The organism is Kribbella lupini (genome assembly GCF_039529595.1).
In the GTDB taxonomy this organism is placed as follows: domain Bacteria; phylum Actinomycetota; class Actinomycetes; order Propionibacteriales; family Kribbellaceae; genus Kribbella; species Kribbella lupini.
This window is the reverse complement of sequence record NZ_BAAANC010000002.1, coordinates 973355-991348: the sequence shown is the minus strand read 5'-3', so window position 1 is coordinate 991348 and position 17994 is coordinate 973355. Positions and strand designations below refer to the sequence as shown.

Here is a 17994-nt window from a genome sequence, read left to right as displayed (position 1 = left end):
CCCGACGGTCTGGGTCGCGGCGAGCGCGCTGATCAAGCGCGTCGGTCCAGGTCTGGCGGCGGTCTCCACTGCCAGACCTGGACCGGAGGCCATCAGCCGCAGCAGCCCGACTGGGTGGTGGGCTTGGACTCGACGACGGTCAGGAGGCCACCGCTGATGCCAGTGGCCAACCCGCGGCCGGCCGGTGCGCTGATCGTGACCGCCTCCGGGGCCGGTCCGCAGCAACCACCGGCTTCGTCGGACGACCCGCCGAAGGCGAGGTTCGACGAACAGACACCGGTCTCGGGCAGATTCAGCTGTACGTCGCGAGCCGCCTCCCAGTCGCCTGCCAACGCGGCGACCACCGAGCGAGCCTGCTCGTACCCGGTCGCCAGCAGGAAGGTCGGCGCTCGGCCGTACGCCTTCGCGCCGACGGCGTAGTACCCGGACTCCGGGTGCTGCAGCTCGTCCACGCCGTGAGGCGGCACCGTGCCGCAGGAGTGCTGGTTCGGGTCGATCAACGGGGCCAGCTGCCGGGTCGAGCCCAGGATCGGGTCGAGGTCCAGCCGCAGCTCGCCGACCATGTCGTGGTCGGGGCGGAAGCCGGTGGAGTTCACGATCGTGTCTACCACGACCCGTCGGTCGCCTGCGGCCAGTTCGGCGCGGCCGTCCGTCGTACGAGTGATCGCCTCGATGCGGAAGCTGCTGACGAGTTCGACCCGGCCTGACTGGACGAGCTTCTTCAGCCGGGCGCCGAGCGCGCCGCGGGCGGGAAGCTCGTCGGCGTCGCCGCCGCCGTACGTCCGTGCCTGGTCCTCGCCCCGCACCACCCAGAGCACCTCGGTGCCCGGCTCGGTCTCGGCCAGTTCCCCGAGTTCGAGCAGCGTCGTGGCGGCCGAGTGGCCGGCTCCCACGACCGCCGTACGACGGCCGGCGAAGCGCTCGCGGTCACGCCCGAAGACGTCCGGGAGCGCGGCCGAGACGGCGTCGGCCAGCTCGGTCTCGCCTCGGGCGGGGATCCCCGAGCCGCCGAGGACGTTCGGCCGGCGCCAGGTGCCGGCGGCGTCGATCACCGCGGCGGCGAGCAGTTCCTCCCCGTCGGCCAGACGCACCAGGAAGGGAGCATCCTCGCGACCCGCCGTACGGACGCGGTCGAAGCCGACGCGCGTCACGGCGATCACCTGAGCGCCGTACTGGATCCGGTCGGCCAGCTGCGGCGTCTTCGCCAGCGGTGCCAGGTAGGCGTCGATGAGATCGCCGCCGGTCGGCAGGTCGTCCAGGTTCGGCTCGATCCAGGAGGTCTGCTCGAGCAAGCGGCGGGCAGCGCCGTCGATGTCGTAGCGCCACGGGCTGAACAGCTTCACGTGCCGCCACTCGTCGATCGCCGCGGCCACACCCGGGCCGGACTCCAGTACGACGAACCGCAGCCCGCGCTCCGCCAGGTGAGCGGCGGCGGCCAGCCCCACCGGTCCGGCGCCGATCACGACAACCGGCAGGTCCTTCGATGAAACGCTCATGGGTCTGTCTCCAAAGACTGTCCTGAGTTGATGATCATCTAATCAACGGACCCCACCTTGCCTCCTGATTAGACGTAAGTCAAGATAGATGTATGTCGAGACAGGAGCTGTCGCTCGAGCCGGTCGGCGGGTGCTGCGTCCCGATCATGGACGCGGCCCTGGACAGTGCCGCCGCGGTCGAAGGCGCGTCGGTGTTCAAGGCGCTCGCCGACCCGATCCGCCTGCGGCTGATGTCGATCATCGCCTCGACCGCCGGGGAAGTCTGCGTCTGTGACCTCACCCCGCAGTTCGACGTCTCCGGCCCGACGATCTCCCACCACCTGAAGGTCCTTCGTGAGGCCGGGCTGGTCGACTGCGAGCGCCGCGGCACCTGGGTGTACTACTGGCCGCTGCCGGAGCGCCTGACCTGGATGTCGACGTTGCTGTCGGTTCCGGCTGATGCCCGGCACTGAACCGACGTGACGCCGCCGCGCGAGATCCGCGTCGTCGTGATCGGCGGCGGTCAAGCCGGGCTGGCCACCGGCTTCTACCTGCGCCGCTCAGGGCTGGTTCCCGGCGAGGACTTCGTCATCCTCGACGCGGCCAAGCAGCCTGGCGGCGCCTGGGCGCGGATGTGGCCATCCTTGCGGACGTTCTCGCCCACCCAGTACTCGTCGCTGCCCGGCTGGATGATGCCGCCGTGGACCGGCGACTCCGGGTATCCGTTGGCCTCACACGTCGTCGACTACCTGACGCAGTACGAGAAGCGGTACGACCTTGCCGTACGGCGAGCCGCCGCGGTCGGCTCGGTCAGTCGCGAGGGGCAGCGCCTCGTCGTCCACAGCGCCGCCGGTGATTGGCTGGCCGAGCGAGTGGTCTCGGCGACCGGCACCTGGTCGCGGCCGTTCGTCCCGTCGTACCCGGGATCGTTCGCCGGTCGGCAGCTGCACACCGCGTCGTACCGCGACGCCTCTGCCTTTGCCGGTCGGCGCGTCCTGATCGTCGGCGGTGGCAACTCGGCGGCGCAGATCCTTGCCGAGGTGTCGGCGGTCGCCGACACGACCTGGGTGACGCTGCGAACGCCGCGGTTCCTTCCCGACGACGTCGACGGCCGGGCGTTGTTCGAGATCGCGACCAGACGGCAGCGCGCCCGGCAGCTCGGCGAACCTGACATCGGCGGCGTTTCCGGACTCGGTGACATCGTGATGGTCGAGAGCGTCCGGCAGGCGCGCGACCGCGGCGTATTGCGGGCTCGCGGGCCCTTCGCGCGGCTGGTCGAGGATGGCGTTCAATGGCGCGACGGCACCAAGTCGTCGTACGACGTGATCATTTGGTGCACCGGCTTCCGGCCCGCGCTCAGCCACCTCGTACCACTCGGGCTGCGAGGGCCGGACGGCAGTATCCCGACCGATGGCACCCGGGCGATGAAGGAGCCTCGGCTGCACCTGATCGGCTACGGCGACTGGACGGGTCCGGCGTCGGCCACGCTGATCGGAGCCGGTCGCACCGCACGGGACCTGGTGGCCGAGCTCTGATCAGTGAGTCGCGGTCTGCAGTTCGCCGACGAGCTTCTCGATCCGGGCACGGATCTCGTCGCGCACCTGCCGGACGACCTCGATCGGCTGCCCGGCCGGATCGGTGAGCTCCCAGTCCTCGTACCGCTTGCCCGGGAAGATCGGGCAGGCGTCGCCGCAGCCCATGGTGACGATGACGTCGCTCTCACGCACGGTCTCGGTCTCGAGGCGCTGGGGGACGGCGCCGGTGATGTCGATGCCGACCTCCCGCATCGCCTCGACCGCGACCGGGTTGATCTGGTCGCGCGGCTCGGACCCGGCCGACCGCACCTCGACCGTGTCGCCGGCGAGGTGCCGCAGCCATCCGGCGGCCATCTGGGACCGGCCGGCGTTGTGGACGCAGACGAACAGAACGCTGGGCTTGCTCACGGGGATGCTCCTGTACTCGCAGGGGTGTGGGGTACGACGACCTCGTCGGCCGCTCGTCCGACTGCCGGGTAGAGCAGCCGGACAAGGGCGACACCGACGGCAGCGCCGATCACCTGGGCGATCACGAAGCCTGGAAGGGATCCCGGCGCGATTCCGGCGAAGGTGTCGCTGAAGGCCCGCCCGATCGTGACCGCCGGGTTGGCGAACGAGGTCGAGGAGGTGAACCAGTACGCCGAACCGATGTACGCACCGACCGCGGCCGGCGCGATCGAGGCCCGCCCGGATGCCGCGAGGGCGAAGATCAGCACGATCAGCCCGGCCGTCGCGACCACCTCGCCGAGCCAGAGATGGCCGGCGCTGCGATCTGTCGTCGACCACGACACCGCTGCTTCGTCGTACATGAGGTTGGCCAGTAGGGCGCCGAGTGCCGCGCCGATGATCTGCGCGGGGATGTAGGCGGCCAGGTCGCGTGGTGTGAGGCCGGCGCCGCTGCGTCGTCCGATCCACCAGTCGACCGCGGACACCACCGGGTTGAAGTGAGCGCCCGACACCGGTCCGATCATCAGGATGAGCACGGCGAGCCCGAGCGCGGTGGCGAACGCGTTCTCCAGCAGTTGCAGTCCCACGTCGTTCGGCGACAACGACGCGGCCGCGATCCCGGACCCGACCACGACGGTGACCAGCAGCCCGGTCCCGATCCCTTCGGCGATCGCCCGTCGCCACAGGGGAAGGGCGGTCACTCGCGCGCCTCGGCAACCAGCGGCGCCAGCCGATCGATCCGGCGTTCGAGCTCGCTGTACGCCGCCTCGAAGGCCGCGTCGGTGTTGGTTCGTGCGGGATCCGGCACCGACCAGTGGACGCGGGGCCGTGCCTCGGCGGGCAAGTCCTCGTATGCGATGTCGCAGACGGCGACGACCAGATCGTCGGTGCTCACGACCTCGTCCACCTGGGCGGTCCGCCAGGTGTCGGTCTCGAGACCGTGGCGTCGGGCAACTTTCAGCGCCCGCGGATGCACCCGCTCGGCGGGGCGGGTGCCGGCGGACGTCACCGGCACGTGACTGCGCCGCGCCCAGATCGCCGCCGCCAACTGCGAACGCGCCGAGTTGTGCGTGCACACGAACACCACTCGCGAGGCCGCTGTCAGCGAAGGGCTGGTGGCGATCGCGAGGGTCTCGGGGACCAGCCGAACGTAGGTGCGCCGGTGATCTCCCTCCGATCGCGTCCGCACCACCAGTCCGGCGTCCTGCAGGACCTTCAGGTGGTGGGCCACGAGGTTGGTCGGCATCTCGAGCAGCGCCCCCAGTTCGCTGGGGGCTGCGTCTCCGACCATCAAGGCGTCGACGACGGCCAGTCGTGCCGGATCCCCGAGCGCGGCATGCACCCGCGCCCGGGCGACCCTGGAGGTTTCCTCAGTGCTCATTGCCTCAATAATCACTGAGCTATCTGATGGTGTCAATTCCCGGTCGTCAGCGGTCCTGGGTCAGCCGGACCCGGCGGAGCAGCTGGGCGTTCGCGGCGACGACGATCGTCGAGGCCGACATCAGTACGGCGCCGATCGCCGGGCTGAGCGTGAACCCTGCCCACGCGAGCGCTCCGGCGGCGAGCGGGATCGCGACGATGTTGTAGCCGGCCGCCCAGGCCAGATTCTGGATCATCTTGCGGTACGACGCCTTCGACAGCCGGATCACGCCGGTGACGCCGCGCGGGTCCGACGACGCGAGGACGACGCCGGCCGACTCGATGGCGACGTCGGTCCCGGCACCGATCGCGATGCCGACGTCGGCGCGGGCCAGGGCCGGTGCGTCGTTCACGCCGTCGCCGACCATCGCCACCGTCAGGCCGCGGGACTGCAGCTCGCTGACCGCCTTGTCCTTGTCGGCCGGCAGCACCTCGGCGAACACCTCGTCGACGCCGTCACGGAAGCCGAGGTCGGCGGCGACCGCGCGGGCCACGGGTTCGGCGTCGCCGGTGATCATGACGATCTTGGCCACACCCACCGCGCGGAGCTGCTCGACGGCCTCGCGGGCCTCGGGCCGGACCTCGTCCTCGAGCGCGATCGCGCCGGTGGCCGCGGCCGTGGAGCTGTCGACGCGCAGCAGGTACAGCACGGCCGCTCCGCGCCCGGACCATTCCTCAGCCCGGTCCCGCAGGACGCCCGGCACCGTGGCGTCCAGTTCCCGCAGCAGCGCGGGCCCGCCGACGGCGTACGTCGTACCGTCCACTGTTGCCTGAACCCCACGACCGGTGAGCGAGGTGAAGTCGCCGGCCTTGGCGCGTCCTCCGCGCTGGTCGGCGGCGGTGACGATCGCCCGGGCCAGCGGGTGCTCGCTGTCGGCCTCGACGGCGCCGGCGATCCGCAGTACCTCGGTCTCGTCGATCCCGTCGCCGGCGATGCCGGTCACCGCGTGCTCGCCCTTGGTCAGCGTGCCGGTCTTGTCGAACAGTACGGCGTTCACGGTGCGCATCCGCTCCAGCGCCAGCCGGTCCTTGACCAGGATGCCGGCCTTCGCCGCGACCGCCGTGGACAGCGCGATCACCAGCGGGATGGCCAGTCCGAGGGCGTGCGGGCACGCGATCACCAGCACGGTGACGGTCCGTACGACGGACTCGTCGAGCGTGCCGAACGCCCACCAGGCCAGGAAAGTGACCAGCGCGGCAGCGGTCGCGATGTAGAACAGCATCGCGGCGAACCGGTCGGCCAGCACCTGCGCCCGCCCGCTGGACTGCTGCGCCTCGCTCACCAGCCGCTGGATCCCGGCCAGTGCAGTGTCCTCGCCGATCGCGTCGACCCGGACCCGGATCGCGGAGTCCGTCGCCACGGTCCCGGCGACCACGCGGTCGCCGACGGTCCGCGAGACCGGCCGGGACTCGCCGGTGATCATCGACTCGTCCAGCTCGGCCGCGCCGTCGACGATCTCCCCGTCGGCCGGTACGCGCGCGCCGGACCTGACCAGTACGACGTCGCCGACGCTCAGGTCGGAGATCGACACGGTCTCGACCCCGTCGTCGGTGACGCGCTCGGCGTCGTCCGGCAGCAACGCGGCCAGGGCGGCGAGGGCGCCTTGCGCCTGGCCGATGGCCTTCATCTCCTGCCAGTGGCCCAGCAGCATGATCGTGACCAGCGCGGCGAGCTCCCACCAGAAGTCCAGGTCGAACGCGCCGAGGCTGGTCGCCAGCGAGGCGACGTAAGCGACGGTGATCGCCATGGAGATCAGCAGCATCATCCCCGGCGCGCGATCGCGGGCCTCCCGTACGCCGCCGACCAGGAACGGCCAGCCGCCGTAGAAGAACACGACGGTACCCAGGGTCGGGCCGACCCAGCTCAGGCCGGGGAAGTCGAGGGTGTAGCCGAACCAGTCCATCACCATGTGGCTGGTGGCAACGATCGGCAGCGTCAGCAGCAGGCTGAGCCAGAACTTGCGCCGGAACATCTCGGGGTCGTGACCGGCGTGCTTGTCGTGGCCGCCGTGCCCGGCGTGCTGGTCGTGCCCGCTGTGAGCGTCGTGCTGGATCGGTGGGCCCTGGTGGTGCTCGTGGTCAGCGTGCTGGTGATGCTGGCCGGATCGAGTGGCCTTCACGGTGATCAGTCCTCTCAGCGTCTCCGTCGATGAGGTCGCGGGTATGAACCGGTGCCTCACGACTCCGAACAATATACCCTAGGGGGGTATTTCGATGAAGGGGAAAATTCTTTATTTGATCGAGCGTTCCAGATAAGGCAGACTGAATGGCATGGCACGCGTAAGGGAGTTCGACACCGAGGCCGCGCTGGAGGCGGCAATGGTGGTCTTCCGGCGCCGGGGCTATGAGGGCTCGTCGTTGCAAGAGCTGGTCGATGCCACCGGTGTCGGGCGTGGCTCGTTGTACGCGGCCTTCGGGAGCAAGGACGGGCTGTACAGGGCGGTGCTGGATCGGTATCGGGAGCAGCAAGCCATCCCGTTGATCGAGCTGCTGCACAGCGGGGCGCCGGTACGAGAGCTCGTTCGCGGCATTCTCGTCGATCTGGTGGACGTCATCGTGCGCGAAGGGCGCGACCAGAACTGCCTGATCGTGACCGCCGCGACCGAACGCGTGGCCCACGACCCCGAAGTGGCCGCCCGGATCGAAGCGACGACGGCGTCGCTGGAGGACGCGCTGACCGAAGTGATCACCGCGGCCCAGGCCGGCGGCGAACTGAGCGGTGACGATCCGAGGGGTCTGGCGCGCTTCGTGCTCACGACCATTCACGGCCTGCGTGTCATGGGAGCGATCAACCCCGATCGCCGCTACCTGATGACCGTCGTGGAGGCGGCCCTGGTCGCCCTGCGTTGAGCTTTTTGTGCCCTAAATCTGTAACGATCATTCCATATAAAGCCCGGCAGGGCGGAGGAGATCTTCACGTGGTCGACGCCGTACCCGCCCAGCACAGGCGGATGCCGGCGCGCTCAGCCTGCGGGTCGCAGGCACGTTCCCGCCTGAGCAGGCCGAGCAGGCGCATCGCCTGTTCGAGGCCGGGGGTATTCGCGGGCGACTGATCCTTCAGTTCTGACCCAGCAACGTTCCACATCACCAACACACCGGCTGCCCGGCAGCCATTGGAGCGACATGACCATCGGCGTTGGCATCATCGGAGCAAGCACTGGAGGCTGGGCCGCCCTCAGTCATGTTCCCGCGCTCACAGCACTTCCCGACTACGAGATCCGTGCGATCAGCACCTCCCGCCGCTCGTCCGCGGAAGCGGCCGCGCAGCAGTTCGGCGTACCGGCTGCCTTTGACAACCACGTGGAGTTGATCGCCCACCCAGGCGTCGATCTGGTGGTGGTTTCGGTCAAGGTGCCTCACCACCACGCGTTGATCACCGCGGCCGTGGAGGCCGGCAAGATGGTCTACAGCGAATGGCCGTTGGGCGTCGACTCCCAGGAGGCCGCGGATCTGGCGGTTCGAGCGGAGGCGGCCGGAGTTCGTACGGTCATCGGCCTGCAGGGCAGCTGCCTGCCGGTGGTCCGCCACACTCGCGCGCTGATCGACGACGGCTATGTCGGGAAGGTCCTCGGTACGACGGTGGTCGGGTCGGGCGTCTCCTGGACCGCCGAGACCGACCGCGCCCACGCCTACCTGTACGACGCCGCCTTCGGCGTCACGCCCCTGACCGCGTCCGTGCTGCACGCGCTGGAGGGAGTGCATCACGCCCTCGGCGACCTCACGTCCGTTTCGGCCATCTTGGTCAACAGCCTGACGCAGGCGCGGGTAGCCGACGAGGACACCACCATCCCGGTGACGTCACCCGATCAGGTCTCCCTTGCGGGGACCTTCCGCAGCGGAGCCGCGGCCTCGGTGTTCTACCGGGGCGGGTTCACCCGCGGTGACAACTTCCGGTGGGAGATCCACGGCACAGAAGGCGATCTGGTCCTGTCCGCGCCGGGGATCAGCGGCAACCTCCAGGCCCTGGACCTGCGGCTGCAGGGCGGCCGGGGCGACGCTCAGGTGCTCACGGACCTCACCGTCCCCGACGAGCTCTACGGTCCGGTACCACGCGACCTGTCCGGACTGGCCCAGGGCGTCGCCCAGTTGTACGCCCAGTTCGCCCGGGACCTGCGCGACAACACCCACACCGTGCCGGACTTCGCCTACGCGCTCAAGCAGCACCACCTCGTCGACACGATCCAACGAGCCTCCGACACCGGAACCACCCAGCTCCTGGCATGAGGCTCGCATCGGAGACCGCTGTGCTGGTGCGTACGGCGACGCTCGACAGTGTGCCGGTCCGAGCTGACGTTCAACACCTACCAGGAGACCGGCGCCGGTCCCTTGATGATCGGCGACGTGAGCTTCACCGGGGAGACGCGGCTCGAGAGCGAGAACATCGGGTCGGCGTACTACGTCCAGCTGCCGGTGACCGGTCGGTTCGAGTCGCGGCATGCGGCGTCGACCTGATCGCGAGCCGCCACGCTTCGGCGGTGTACGTTCCCGACGGCGGGCGGTTCTCCGGTCGTTGGCCGGCCGGGTATCGAGCGCTGTGCGTGCGCGTCGAGCGATCGGCTGTCGACCCGACCCTCGCCCGGCTGGTAGGCGACCATATTTCCCGCCGAATCACCTTCGACCCGGTCATGGACACTCACGACGGGTACGGTCGCAGCTGGGCCGAACTGCTGTACTCCATTCAGGGGCAGTTGCTCAGCGGCGCGGGATGATGGGGCATGCGCTGACCGCGGCGCCGCTGGTGGACAGCGTGCTCAGCGGTTTCGTCCTTGCGGCAGCAGGTGCGAACCTCGGGGCCGCTCGTCGGCCAAGTCGCCGCGGCCCGGCCGGCCACGGTCCGCACAGCCATCGAACTCATCGAGGCAGACCCGCAGGCACCGCTCACCGTGTCCGTGCTGGCCGCGCAGTGCGGTGTTGGTTCACGGATGCTTCAGAAGGGTTTCCAGCAGCATCTGGGCCTGTCGCCGATGGAGTACTTGCGCGACGTCCGGCTGCGCCGCGCGCACGAAGAGCTGCGGGGCGCGGATCCGTATGTCGAATCCGTCGCCGCCGTTGCGCGCCGCTGGGGCTTCACCCATCTCGGCCGGTTTGCCGCCGCGCACGAGGCGAAGTACGGCAAGAAGCCGCTGCGGACGCTTCGCGGACAGCCGGGTTCGGGTTCCGGCTCTTTGCTCGGGATGCCTGATTCTCCCCGCTAACGGTCGATCAGACTGCCTTCGACCGGAAAGACGCGGGAACCAGCAATGACGAGTGAACCCCTGGCGGACGTGCGTGACATGTACATGGCGCACACCATGTTTCTCCGCGAGTTCGGCCTCGCGCCGAACCTGATCACCGGTGTCGCCGCGGGCGACACTGCACGTGCGGCGGTCGTTGCCGATCACATCGAACTCATCGACTCCGTCCTGCACCACCATCACCAGAGCGAGGACGGCCACCTCTGGCACCGATTCCTTGAACGCGCCGGCACCGACGCCGTCTCCGTCGTCTCGACGATGGAGGCTCAGCACCACGACATCGACGTACTGCTGACCGCGATGCGGGACGAGCTCAAGCCGTGGCGAGACTCTGCCGACCCAGCTCAGGGCTCGGTGATCGCCGGCACCGTCGACACGTTGAACAAGCACCTCGCCGAACACCTTGCCGTCGAGGAGAACTACGCACTTCCGCTGATCGAGAAGCACATCACCGCGGCCGAATGGGGTCAGATGGTGGCCGCTGGTTCCTCCGACGTACCGCCCGAGCAGATGCCGCTGATGTTCGGCCTGATGGCCTACGAGGCGGACCCCGACACCCTCCGCGACATCATCGCGACCTTGCCGCGCGAGGTCAGCGCGGTCATCGGTGACCTGGCCGCCCAAGCCTTCGCCGAGTACTCGGTCCGCGTGCCCGGCACTCCGACTCCGCAGCGCGAAGCCTCGACCGATCGTCGACTGACCCAACCGAACGCCTGAGCCCGGCAGGCACTGTTTCGACAGTGTCTGCCGGGCTTTGTCATGCGGGAATATGCCCGGGCCGATGCCTGTCAAGGGGAACGCGTACCGGCCTATTCAATAGGAGGCCATCGCCGTCGCAGGCCGGTTGTTCCCGACGCCCGGCGGGGTGCTGCTCTGCGCTGGTGGCAACAGCAATATCGGCGCTGTCGGCGTCAGCGGTGCGTGCCTCAATAGGAGTATCTGTAGGCCGACGTCCAGGTCACGTCGTCGTTCCACGGACCGAGCGGGCAGGTGATCACGCGGCCGGCGTTCTGGGGCGGCGGTTCGACCTGGAAGGTCCGCTTCGTGCCGCCGGCCGTCGGCTCCTGGACGATGCGCACTTTGGCGACCAACTCCGCCGACGCGGGGCTCAACAGAGTGCCCTCGGTGGTGAGCGCCGTTCCGTACAGGGAAAGCTGGCTGTCTACCAGCACGGTTTCCTCCGACCGAGTGCGGACGGTCACTACCTCCAGTACGCCGACGGGACGCCGTTCTTCTACCTCGGCGACACGCACTGGATCCTTCCGCACTACCGCCTCGACACCTCCAACGCACCGGGGGTCGCTTCTGCTTACAGTTGCGCATCGGCGCGCCGCGTATCCCTGCTATGCCCGTTCCCGCGATTGTTCCGTTCGTATCGCGAAGCGCTTGAATTTATACTTGTCAACCGGACGCGCGACGGCATGGGGTGTCGGCCGTCACGCTCGCAGCGAAAATTGTCAAACCGACCATATCTCTGGCGGTTAACGTTCTCGAGGCGGACGAAATGTTCAGAGAATGGTCATGGGGGTTGGCAACGCGGGGTGCCTGGAGCATAATCCTCAACCTCGACCGGTCGGGGCAGTCACAGTCGGCGGGGCAAGGGGGGAATCCAATGCATCTGCAATCGTTCGTTGTCAGAAACTTTCGGCGACTGCGGGAGATCACCATCGACCTGGCGACCGATGCCACGGTCTTCGTCGGAGCAAACAACAGTGGCAAAACATCGGCGATGCACATCTTCGAGTACTTTCTGGCGAAGTCCGCGAAATTTTCTGTTCACGACTTCGGCGCGGAGTCGTGGCAGAAGTTCGATGTCTTCGATCCGGCCGTCGAGAACAGCGCGCTGCCGACTATCACCCTGGATCTGTGGTTCAGCGTGGATGACGCGAACCTGCACCGGGTGATCGATCTGTTGCCCGATCTGGAATGGACCCAGTCGGCACCGGTGGGAGTTCGGCTCTCCTTCGAGCCCAAAGATCCGATCGATCTGTACGCGAACTTTCGGACGATGTGCGACGAGCCGGGCAGTTGGCCGATGGGTTTGCACGACTACCTGCGCAAACGCCTGAGCACCGAGTACCACGTCGCCTATTACAAGCTGGATCACCGCGACAAGGACAAGCAGCCTGCCCAACGGCTCGAACGAGGCAAGGAAATTCTGCACTCGATCATCCGGGTCGACCTGCTCCAGGCGCAACGGCATCTTGCGGACGAGGACCAGTTGGGTCGAGGCGAGGATCTGTCCAGGACGCTCGGCCGGTACTACGAGCACCACCTGGACAAGCCCGAGGTAGCCCCGGATGCTCTGCAAGCACTGTCGGACTCGGAAAAGAATCTCAACGCGCACTTTGCCGGGGTCTTCGGCTCAGTCGTCGGCCAACTGAACAAACTCGGGTACCCCGGCCTGACCAACCCGGAACTGGTGATCAAGGCCGAACTGGGCGGCGAGAGGCTGCTTACCTCCTCCGGGACGCAGGTCCACTACGTCGTCCCCGGCAGTACAGCGATCACGCTACCTGACCGGTACAACGGTCTGGGATTCAAGAACCTGATCTATATGGTCGTGGAAATCCTGGCCGCACACCAGGCACGGAAGAGCATCGCGGTGGCCAGGCCTCCGGTCCACCTGATCATGATCGAGGAGCCCGAGTCCCACCTGCACGCTCAACTGCAGCAGGTCTTCATCCGGCAACTTCAAACCCTCGTCACCGGACCGGACGCAGCGGGTACCCAGTTCGTCCTGACCACTCATTCGTCGCACATCGTCTACGAGAACTTCAAGTCGATCCGCTACTTCGCCCGGATCGACGACCAGGGTCCGTTCCATTACAGCGAGGTCCGTGACCTGTCGGTGTTCTACGGCGAGACTGCCGACGACACGCGGAAGTTTTTGCTGCAGTACCTCAAGCTCACACATTGCGATCTCTTCTTCGCCGACGCGGTAATTCTTGCCGAGGGCAACGTCGAGCGCCTTCTGCTTCCCTTGCTGATCGCGAAATTCTGTCCCCGCCTGGAGGCATCGCACCTGACGATCCTGGAGCTAGGTGGCGCCTTCAGTCATCGCTTCAAGGAACTCGTGCACTTTCTCGGACTTCGCTGCCTGATCATCACCGATATCGACAGCGTGCGACCGGAAGGGCACCACAAGGCGTGCACGACCGATGTGGCCGGGGCCATCACCGCCAACCCGACGTTGAAGACCTGGATCCCGTGCGAACAGACCATCGACGCGCTTCTCACGGCAGGACCCGCCCGTCTGGTGGACCCCGCGTCGGCAAAAGTTCGGGTCGCGTACCAGACGCTGCACAAAGTCAGTTGGAACGGTGACTCGAAAGAGATCGCAGGCCGAACCTTCGAGGAAGCCCTGGCCTTCGAGAATCTGGAATGGAGTCAGGACGACGCCAACAAAGACTTCATGCTCCAGGTCGGCCAGGCCGCGCGCGACGGCGAACTCGGCCCGCTCCTGCAGGCGATCTTCGACAAGATCCGCGACACACTCGACAAGACCGCGTTCGCCTTGACGCTGATCGAGAAAGACGTGAACTGGAACTGCCCCGCCTACCTGCAGGAGGGGCTGAACTGGCTGGCCGACCAGCTCCACGGCACCGACGCCCTCCCTGCTGCCGCGGGAGGTGGCGATGAGTCGGCGAGCTGACCAACCTGATACCCCCGCCGATCTGGCCGTGCGGCGGATTCTGCGGGAGCGCAAGGTGCCGGCGTTCACGATGATCGCGGGTGCCGGTTCGGGGAAGACGACGTCGCTGATCAAGGCACTTGATCATGTGATCGCGTCGCGTGGATCCGAGATGCTCGCCCAGCGGCAGCAGGTGGCGTGTATCACCTACACGGAGATCGCCCGACAGGAGATCGAGGACGAACTGGCCGGCAACCCTATCGTGCACGTGTCGACCATTCACAGCTTTCTCTGGACGATCGTCGAGCCCTTCGGCGAAGACATTCGCCAGTGGCTCGGCGAGCACGGGGCGCTGGACGTGGATCAGGCCGAGGCCAAGTACGCGGCGATGGGGCCGCAGACGCGGCAGAAGACGAAGCAGGATCTGCGGGACAAGATCGATCGCAAACGGGACCAGCTGTCGAAGCTCCCGGCCGTCGAGGAGTTCCGGCTCGGCGTCGGCACCAACTATGCGCGAGGTATCGTCGGCTACGCCGACATCGTCAAACTGGGGCCGGATCTCATCCTTCGCAGATCGCTGCTGGCGCGTCTGGTTTCCCGTAGGTACCCCGTCTTGTTCGTCGACGAGAGCCAGGACACCTTCGACGCGGTCGTCGATTGCCTGCGGCATGTCGCGGTTGAAGAAAGCGATGCCTTCTGCCTCGGCTTCTTCGGAGACCCCATGCAGATGATCTACACGAACGGGACCGGCGAGATCCCTGTAGAACCGGACTGGGAGGAGATCCCCAAGCCCGAGAACTTCAGGTCACCGCTCAAAGTTCTCGACGTCATCAACGTCATCCGAGGTGACCACGACATCCTGCACCAGAGGTCGGGTCTGCCGGTGGACAAGCAAAGGGCCGGCGAGGTCACCTACTTCGTCTTCCCCCAAGGCGTTGGTCGCAACGAGCTGCTCGGCCAGACACGGAAATGGCTCCGGGAGCAGTCGGAGATCGATGCCTGGAAAGCGGACGACGGGACGGATCAGAGCAAGACCCTTGTCATCACCCACCGGATGGCCGCCGGCAGGCTCGGGTTCGAGGCCTTGTACGACACCTTTCACGGCACCGTGCTCGCCGCCGACTTCACCGAAGGAAAGGCCTGGCCGCTGACGCCCTTCCTGGGCACATTGCTGCCGTTGGTCGAGGCAGCCGGAAGTAACCGGAACGCCCTGTTGCCGATGCTCCGCACATCGAGTCCGCTGCTGCGACCGGGGAACATCGACGCCGTATCGGCCCAGGAAACCCTCGCGACCCTCCGCGCCGGAGTCGACGAACTCGTCAAGGTGGTGGCGGTTGCCGGTCCCGGCTCCATCAAGGACGCTCTGGCCGCGGCCCACAACCACAGCCTGATCGAACTGGACGATCGGTTGATCGCCTTGCTGGGCGACGACCTGCCTGAGCCGATGGGATCAATCGATAAAGCGCTGAGGGCGTATCTGGACTGCGATGTGACCGAACTCGAAGGTTACTCGCGCTACATCAGCCAGGAGTCGCCGTACTCGACGCAACATGGGGTCAAGGGTGCGGAGTACCAGGACGTCATCGTGGTGCTGGACGATGACGAAGGTACACACAATCAGTACTCGTACGAGAAGTTCTTCGGTCTCAGGTCGTTCTCCTCCGGAGACGGCACCGTCACTCGCACCCGTCGCCTGCTCTATGTCTGCGCGTCACGAGCGACCCGGGCGCTGGCGATCGTCTTCTATGCGACCGACGTGGACGCGGCCATCAAGGCACTCGGGGGTTTGGGGTTGCCGGGCGCCGAGTCGGTGGTGACGGCAGAGATGGTCACGCGCGAACTCGACGATGGGGCGGAGACATAGGCCGCCGAACCGCCGGGCTCAGCGCGCACATGCGCACGGGTTGCCTTGAGGACCCGCCGGTGGCGGGGCAGCGCAACGCCCAGAACGGTCTGCGTGATCCTGGCGAAGGACGGCGACAGGACACCCTGGCACTCGGAGTTGGGCGGGCGGCGGGGCTGAAGGGCTCCTCGGGTAGGGATGCCTACTGGGTAGACGCAGCGGGCGCCGGCGGATGGCGTCGGTCAGGCTGTTCGTCGGCGGGGAGGCTGTGCCAGGTGTCGAAGGCGAGGGCTGCCGCGGCGTCGGCGTCGCCGGACTCGATGAGGTCGATGAGTTGGTTGTGGCGGGTGACCGAGGTCGGACCGTCCACGCCGAAGCGGAGGCGTTCGGCTCGGCGGATCAAGGGGTCGAAGCGCTCCAGGACTGCTTCGAGGGCTTGGTTGCCGAGGGCTACGACTGGAATCTTGTGGAGTTCCTCGTCGGCGGTGAGGGCGGCGGTGACGTCGCCGGAGGCAACGGCTGCGGCGAAGCGGCGGTTGGCTTCTCGCATCTGGGTGACGTGGTCCTTGGTGAGCCGGCTGGTGACCTGGCGTACGGCGAGCTCGTGCATGGCGGCGACGACGTCCTTGGCGTCGCGGACCACCTGGATGTCGATGGCGCTGACTGTGGTGGACCGGCCGGGGAGAGCCACGACCAGGCCGCTGGCGCCCAGGCGGAGGAGGGCTTCGCGGACCGGGGTCCGGCTGACTCCCAGCCATTCGGCCAGGTCGCCGTCCTTGAGCTGTTCGCCGGGGCGGAAGGTGCCGTCGACGATGGCGTCGCGGAGGCGTCGGTAGACGTCGTCGCGGAGGAGGGTTCGGTCGACGGCGGGGGTGCCCACGGGGATCGGCATGGCAACATATTGCACCCCAAACGGGCGCCGGTGTCACATTCACACAGGGACTTGTGGGTATCTGGGCGGTGCAATATATTGCATATCAGAGGTGGCGACCGCCGGCTCGTGGTGGAGGAGAGGACCGGATCAATGGAGATCAAGAACGTGGTGCTGGTGCACGGCGCGTTTGCCGACGGCTCGGGGTGGCGTGGGGTGTACGACGAACTGACGGCGCGCGGGTACCGGGTGTCGATCGTGCAGAACCCGCTCACCTCGCTGGAGGACGACGTCGCGGCGACCACCCGGGTGCTGAACCGGCAGGACGGGCCGGCGATCCTCGTCGGGCACTCGTGGGGTGGGACGGTCATCACCGAGGCCGGCGTTCACCCGAACGTGGCCGGTCTGGTCTACGTGTCCGCTCTCGTCCCCGATGCCGGTGAGACGACCGCGCAGCAGTACGAGGGGTTCGCGGCGACGCCCGACTTCGTCATCGACGTGGTCGACGACGGGTTCGGGTACCTCAACCACGACAAGTTCAAGGCCGGGTTCGCTCACGACACGAGCGACGCGGACGCCGCGTTCCTGCGGGACTCGCAGATCCCGATCAACATGGCGGTGTTCGAGACCGCGGTGAAGAACGCCGCCTGGCGGGACAAGCCGACCTGGGCCGTCATCGCCACCGAGGACAAGTCGTTCGACCAGGCGATGCTGCTGCACATGGCGACGCGGGCCGACGCGAAGATCACCACCGTGTCCGCCAGCCACGCGCTGTTCATCACGCAGGCCGGCGTCGTCGCCGACACCATCGACGAGGCCGCGAAGGGCGCAGTGCGCTGAGGTCCTGGTCGAGGCGGGGAGGGGACAGATGGCGGTCAGCCCGTTTCAGGTGACGCTGTGGATCGAGCTGCTGGCTGCCGGCCTCGGCGGACTTCAGGGGGCGTTGTTCGCGGCGGGTGTGAGGACCCGCCGGATCGACGTACTGGGAGTGATCGTGATCGGGCTCGCGGTCTCACTCGGCGGGAGCCTGTTGCGGGACATCGTGCTCAACCAGCCACCGGTCGTTGTCTGGAGCAACTGGTACCTGATCGTCGCCGGGGCCTCGGCGATCCTCGGCATGGTGGTGCAGCCCGTGCTGGCCCGCGTGGACTGGCTGATCACTGTGCTCGACGCCGTGGTGATGGGGCTGTTCGGCGCGATCGGGGCCTCGAAGGCACTGTCGCTCGGGGTGGGCGTGGCGGGCGCGCTGGTGGTCGGCGTCATCGCGGCCATCGGTGGCGGGATGTTGCGCGACGTCATGCTGAGCCTGCCGTTCTCCTTCCTGCACGTCGGGACCTTGTACGCCGTCGCGGCGGGCGCCGGCACCGGCGTACTGGTTCTCCTGGCTGACCTCGGTACGCCGATTCCGGTCGCGGGACTCGTCTGCGTCGTCGTGACCACGCTCGTGCGCCTGGCCGCGGTGCGCTTCGACTGGACGTTCCCCGAGCAGTTCGCCGTACGGCGCCCGAAGGCGCCGCCGCAGGTTTGACCGGCGCA

Annotated in this window: 19 protein-coding genes; 13 read left to right on the top strand and 6 right to left on the bottom strand. The window is 67.5% G+C overall.

The window, feature by feature from the left end:
- Nucleotides 1–92: 92 nt before the first annotated feature.
- Entirely contained in the window at nt 93–1496 is a 1404-nt protein-coding gene (locus ABD235_RS17945) for an FAD-dependent oxidoreductase (RefSeq protein WP_344175340.1), read from the bottom strand.
- Nucleotides 1497–1588: 92 nt separating this feature from the next.
- Here ABD235_RS17945 and ABD235_RS17940 point away from each other — a divergent pair, with 92 nt between their 5' ends.
- Together ABD235_RS17940 and ABD235_RS17935 are read left to right on the top strand one after the other, a co-directional pair.
- Nucleotides 1589–1948 carry an ArsR/SmtB family transcription factor gene (locus ABD235_RS17940; protein ID WP_344175339.1) on the top strand — a complete coding sequence of 120 codons (360 nt, stop codon included), beginning with the start codon at nt 1589–1591 and terminating at the stop codon, nt 1946–1948.
- A 6-nt stretch (nt 1949–1954) separates the two neighbouring features.
- A complete protein-coding gene (locus ABD235_RS17935) occupies nt 1955–3010 on the top strand; it encodes an ArsO family NAD(P)H-dependent flavin-containing monooxygenase (RefSeq protein WP_344175338.1) in 1056 nt (351 codons plus the stop codon).
- Here ABD235_RS17935 and ABD235_RS17930 read toward each other — a convergent pair whose 3' ends face one another.
- The 4 genes from ABD235_RS17930 to ABD235_RS17915 are packed head-to-tail and all read right to left on the bottom strand — an operon-like array spanning nt 3011 to nt 6996.
- Entirely contained in the window at nt 3011–3418 is a 408-nt protein-coding gene (locus ABD235_RS17930; protein ID WP_425553141.1) for an arsenate reductase ArsC, read from the bottom strand.
- Nucleotides 3415–4158: an aquaporin gene (locus tag ABD235_RS17925; protein WP_344175337.1), complete on the bottom strand. Its 744-nt coding sequence runs from the start codon at nt 4156–4158 to the stop codon at nt 3415–3417. The genes ABD235_RS17930 and ABD235_RS17925 overlap by 4 nt, the downstream gene beginning before the upstream one ends.
- Nucleotides 4155–4838, bottom strand: coding sequence for an arsenate reductase/protein-tyrosine-phosphatase family protein (locus ABD235_RS17920; protein ID WP_344175336.1), 684 nt, complete (start codon nt 4836–4838; stop codon nt 4155–4157). The genes ABD235_RS17925 and ABD235_RS17920 overlap by 4 nt, the downstream gene beginning before the upstream one ends.
- A gap of 46 nt (nt 4839–4884) precedes the next feature.
- Nucleotides 4885–6996 carry a heavy metal translocating P-type ATPase gene (locus tag ABD235_RS17915; RefSeq protein WP_344175334.1) on the bottom strand — a complete coding sequence of 704 codons (2112 nt, stop codon included), beginning with the start codon at nt 6994–6996 and terminating at the stop codon, nt 4885–4887.
- A gap of 151 nt (nt 6997–7147) precedes the next feature.
- Between ABD235_RS17915 and ABD235_RS17910 the strand changes: the two genes are divergently transcribed.
- The 9 genes from ABD235_RS17910 (at nt 7148) to ABD235_RS17870 (ending at nt 15608) form a co-directional block, all read left to right on the top strand.
- Complete coding sequence (locus tag ABD235_RS17910) at nt 7148–7726, top strand: TetR/AcrR family transcriptional regulator (RefSeq protein ID WP_344175333.1); 579 nt, start codon at nt 7148–7150, stop codon at nt 7724–7726.
- Between the two features lie 273 nt (nt 7727–7999).
- Nucleotides 8000–9100 (top strand): Gfo/Idh/MocA family protein, encoded by a 1101-nt coding sequence (locus ABD235_RS17905; protein ID WP_344175331.1) that lies wholly within the window; start codon nt 8000–8002, stop codon nt 9098–9100.
- A gap of 48 nt (nt 9101–9148) precedes the next feature.
- On the top strand, nt 9149–9328 hold the full coding sequence (locus ABD235_RS17900; protein WP_344178760.1) for a cupin domain-containing protein: 180 nt from the start codon (nt 9149–9151) through the stop codon (nt 9326–9328).
- Between the two features lie 23 nt (nt 9329–9351).
- Complete coding sequence (locus ABD235_RS17895) at nt 9352–9585, top strand: AraC-like ligand-binding domain-containing protein (protein WP_486336033.1); 234 nt, start codon at nt 9352–9354, stop codon at nt 9583–9585.
- A 57-nt stretch (nt 9586–9642) separates the two neighbouring features.
- Complete coding sequence (locus ABD235_RS17890) at nt 9643–10071, top strand: helix-turn-helix transcriptional regulator (protein WP_344175330.1); 429 nt, start codon at nt 9643–9645, stop codon at nt 10069–10071.
- 45 nt (nt 10072–10116) lie between these two features.
- A complete protein-coding gene (locus ABD235_RS17885) occupies nt 10117–10827 on the top strand; it encodes a hemerythrin domain-containing protein (RefSeq protein ID WP_344175328.1) in 711 nt (236 codons plus the stop codon).
- 293 nt (nt 10828–11120) lie between these two features.
- Nucleotides 11121–11666, top strand: coding sequence for an apiosidase-like domain-containing protein (locus ABD235_RS39910; RefSeq protein WP_425553179.1), 546 nt, complete (start codon nt 11121–11123; stop codon nt 11664–11666).
- Nucleotides 11667–11722: 56 nt separating this feature from the next.
- Entirely contained in the window at nt 11723–13765 is a 2043-nt protein-coding gene (locus tag ABD235_RS17875; protein ID WP_344175326.1) for an ATP-dependent nuclease, read from the top strand.
- On the top strand, nt 13749–15608 hold the full coding sequence (locus tag ABD235_RS17870; protein ID WP_344175324.1) for a UvrD-helicase domain-containing protein: 1860 nt from the start codon (nt 13749–13751) through the stop codon (nt 15606–15608). Before ABD235_RS17875 ends, ABD235_RS17870 begins: the two co-directional genes overlap by 17 nt.
- A 181-nt stretch (nt 15609–15789) precedes the next feature.
- Here ABD235_RS17870 and ABD235_RS17865 read toward each other — a convergent pair whose 3' ends face one another.
- Nucleotides 15790–16479, bottom strand: coding sequence for a GntR family transcriptional regulator (locus ABD235_RS17865; RefSeq protein WP_344175323.1), 690 nt, complete (start codon nt 16477–16479; stop codon nt 15790–15792).
- 132 nt (nt 16480–16611) lie between these two features.
- Here ABD235_RS17865 and ABD235_RS17860 point away from each other — a divergent pair, with 132 nt between their 5' ends.
- Together ABD235_RS17860 and ABD235_RS17855 are read left to right on the top strand one after the other, a co-directional pair.
- The gene (locus ABD235_RS17860) at nt 16612–17298 is read left to right on the top strand and encodes an alpha/beta fold hydrolase (protein ID WP_344175322.1); all 687 of its coding nucleotides are present in this window, start codon (nt 16612–16614) and stop codon (nt 17296–17298) included.
- Between the two features lie 28 nt (nt 17299–17326).
- Nucleotides 17327–17986, top strand: a complete 660-nt coding sequence (locus ABD235_RS17855) for a trimeric intracellular cation channel family protein (protein ID WP_344175321.1) — start codon at nt 17327–17329, stop codon at nt 17984–17986.
- Nucleotides 17987–17994 lie beyond the last annotated feature (8 nt).

Excerpts from the sequence above, each read along its gene's own strand:
- ABD235_RS17945 (WP_344175340.1), bottom strand. The coding sequence starts at position 1,496 with ATGAGCGTTTCATCGAAGGACCTGCCGGTTGTCGTGATCGGCGCCGGA.
- ABD235_RS17940 (WP_344175339.1), top strand. The coding sequence starts at position 1,589 with ATGTCGAGACAGGAGCTGTCGCTCGAGCCGGTCGGCGGGTGCTGCGTC.
- ABD235_RS17920 (WP_344175336.1), bottom strand. The coding sequence starts at position 4,838 with ATGAGCACTGAGGAAACCTCCAGGGTCGCCCGGGCGCGGGTGCATGCC.
- ABD235_RS17910 (WP_344175333.1), top strand. The coding sequence starts at position 7,148 with ATGGCACGCGTAAGGGAGTTCGACACCGAGGCCGCGCTGGAGGCGGCA.
- ABD235_RS17905 (WP_344175331.1), top strand. The coding sequence starts at position 8,000 with ATGACCATCGGCGTTGGCATCATCGGAGCAAGCACTGGAGGCTGGGCC.
- ABD235_RS17885 (WP_344175328.1), top strand. The coding sequence starts at position 10,117 with ATGACGAGTGAACCCCTGGCGGACGTGCGTGACATGTACATGGCGCAC.
- ABD235_RS17875 (WP_344175326.1), top strand. The coding sequence starts at position 11,723 with ATGCATCTGCAATCGTTCGTTGTCAGAAACTTTCGGCGACTGCGGGAG.
- ABD235_RS17870 (WP_344175324.1), top strand. The coding sequence starts at position 13,749 with ATGAGTCGGCGAGCTGACCAACCTGATACCCCCGCCGATCTGGCCGTG.
- ABD235_RS17865 (WP_344175323.1), bottom strand. The coding sequence starts at position 16,479 with ATGCCGATCCCCGTGGGCACCCCCGCCGTCGACCGAACCCTCCTCCGC.
- ABD235_RS17860 (WP_344175322.1), top strand. The coding sequence starts at position 16,612 with ATGGAGATCAAGAACGTGGTGCTGGTGCACGGCGCGTTTGCCGACGGC.
- ABD235_RS17855 (WP_344175321.1), top strand. The coding sequence starts at position 17,327 with ATGGCGGTCAGCCCGTTTCAGGTGACGCTGTGGATCGAGCTGCTGGCT.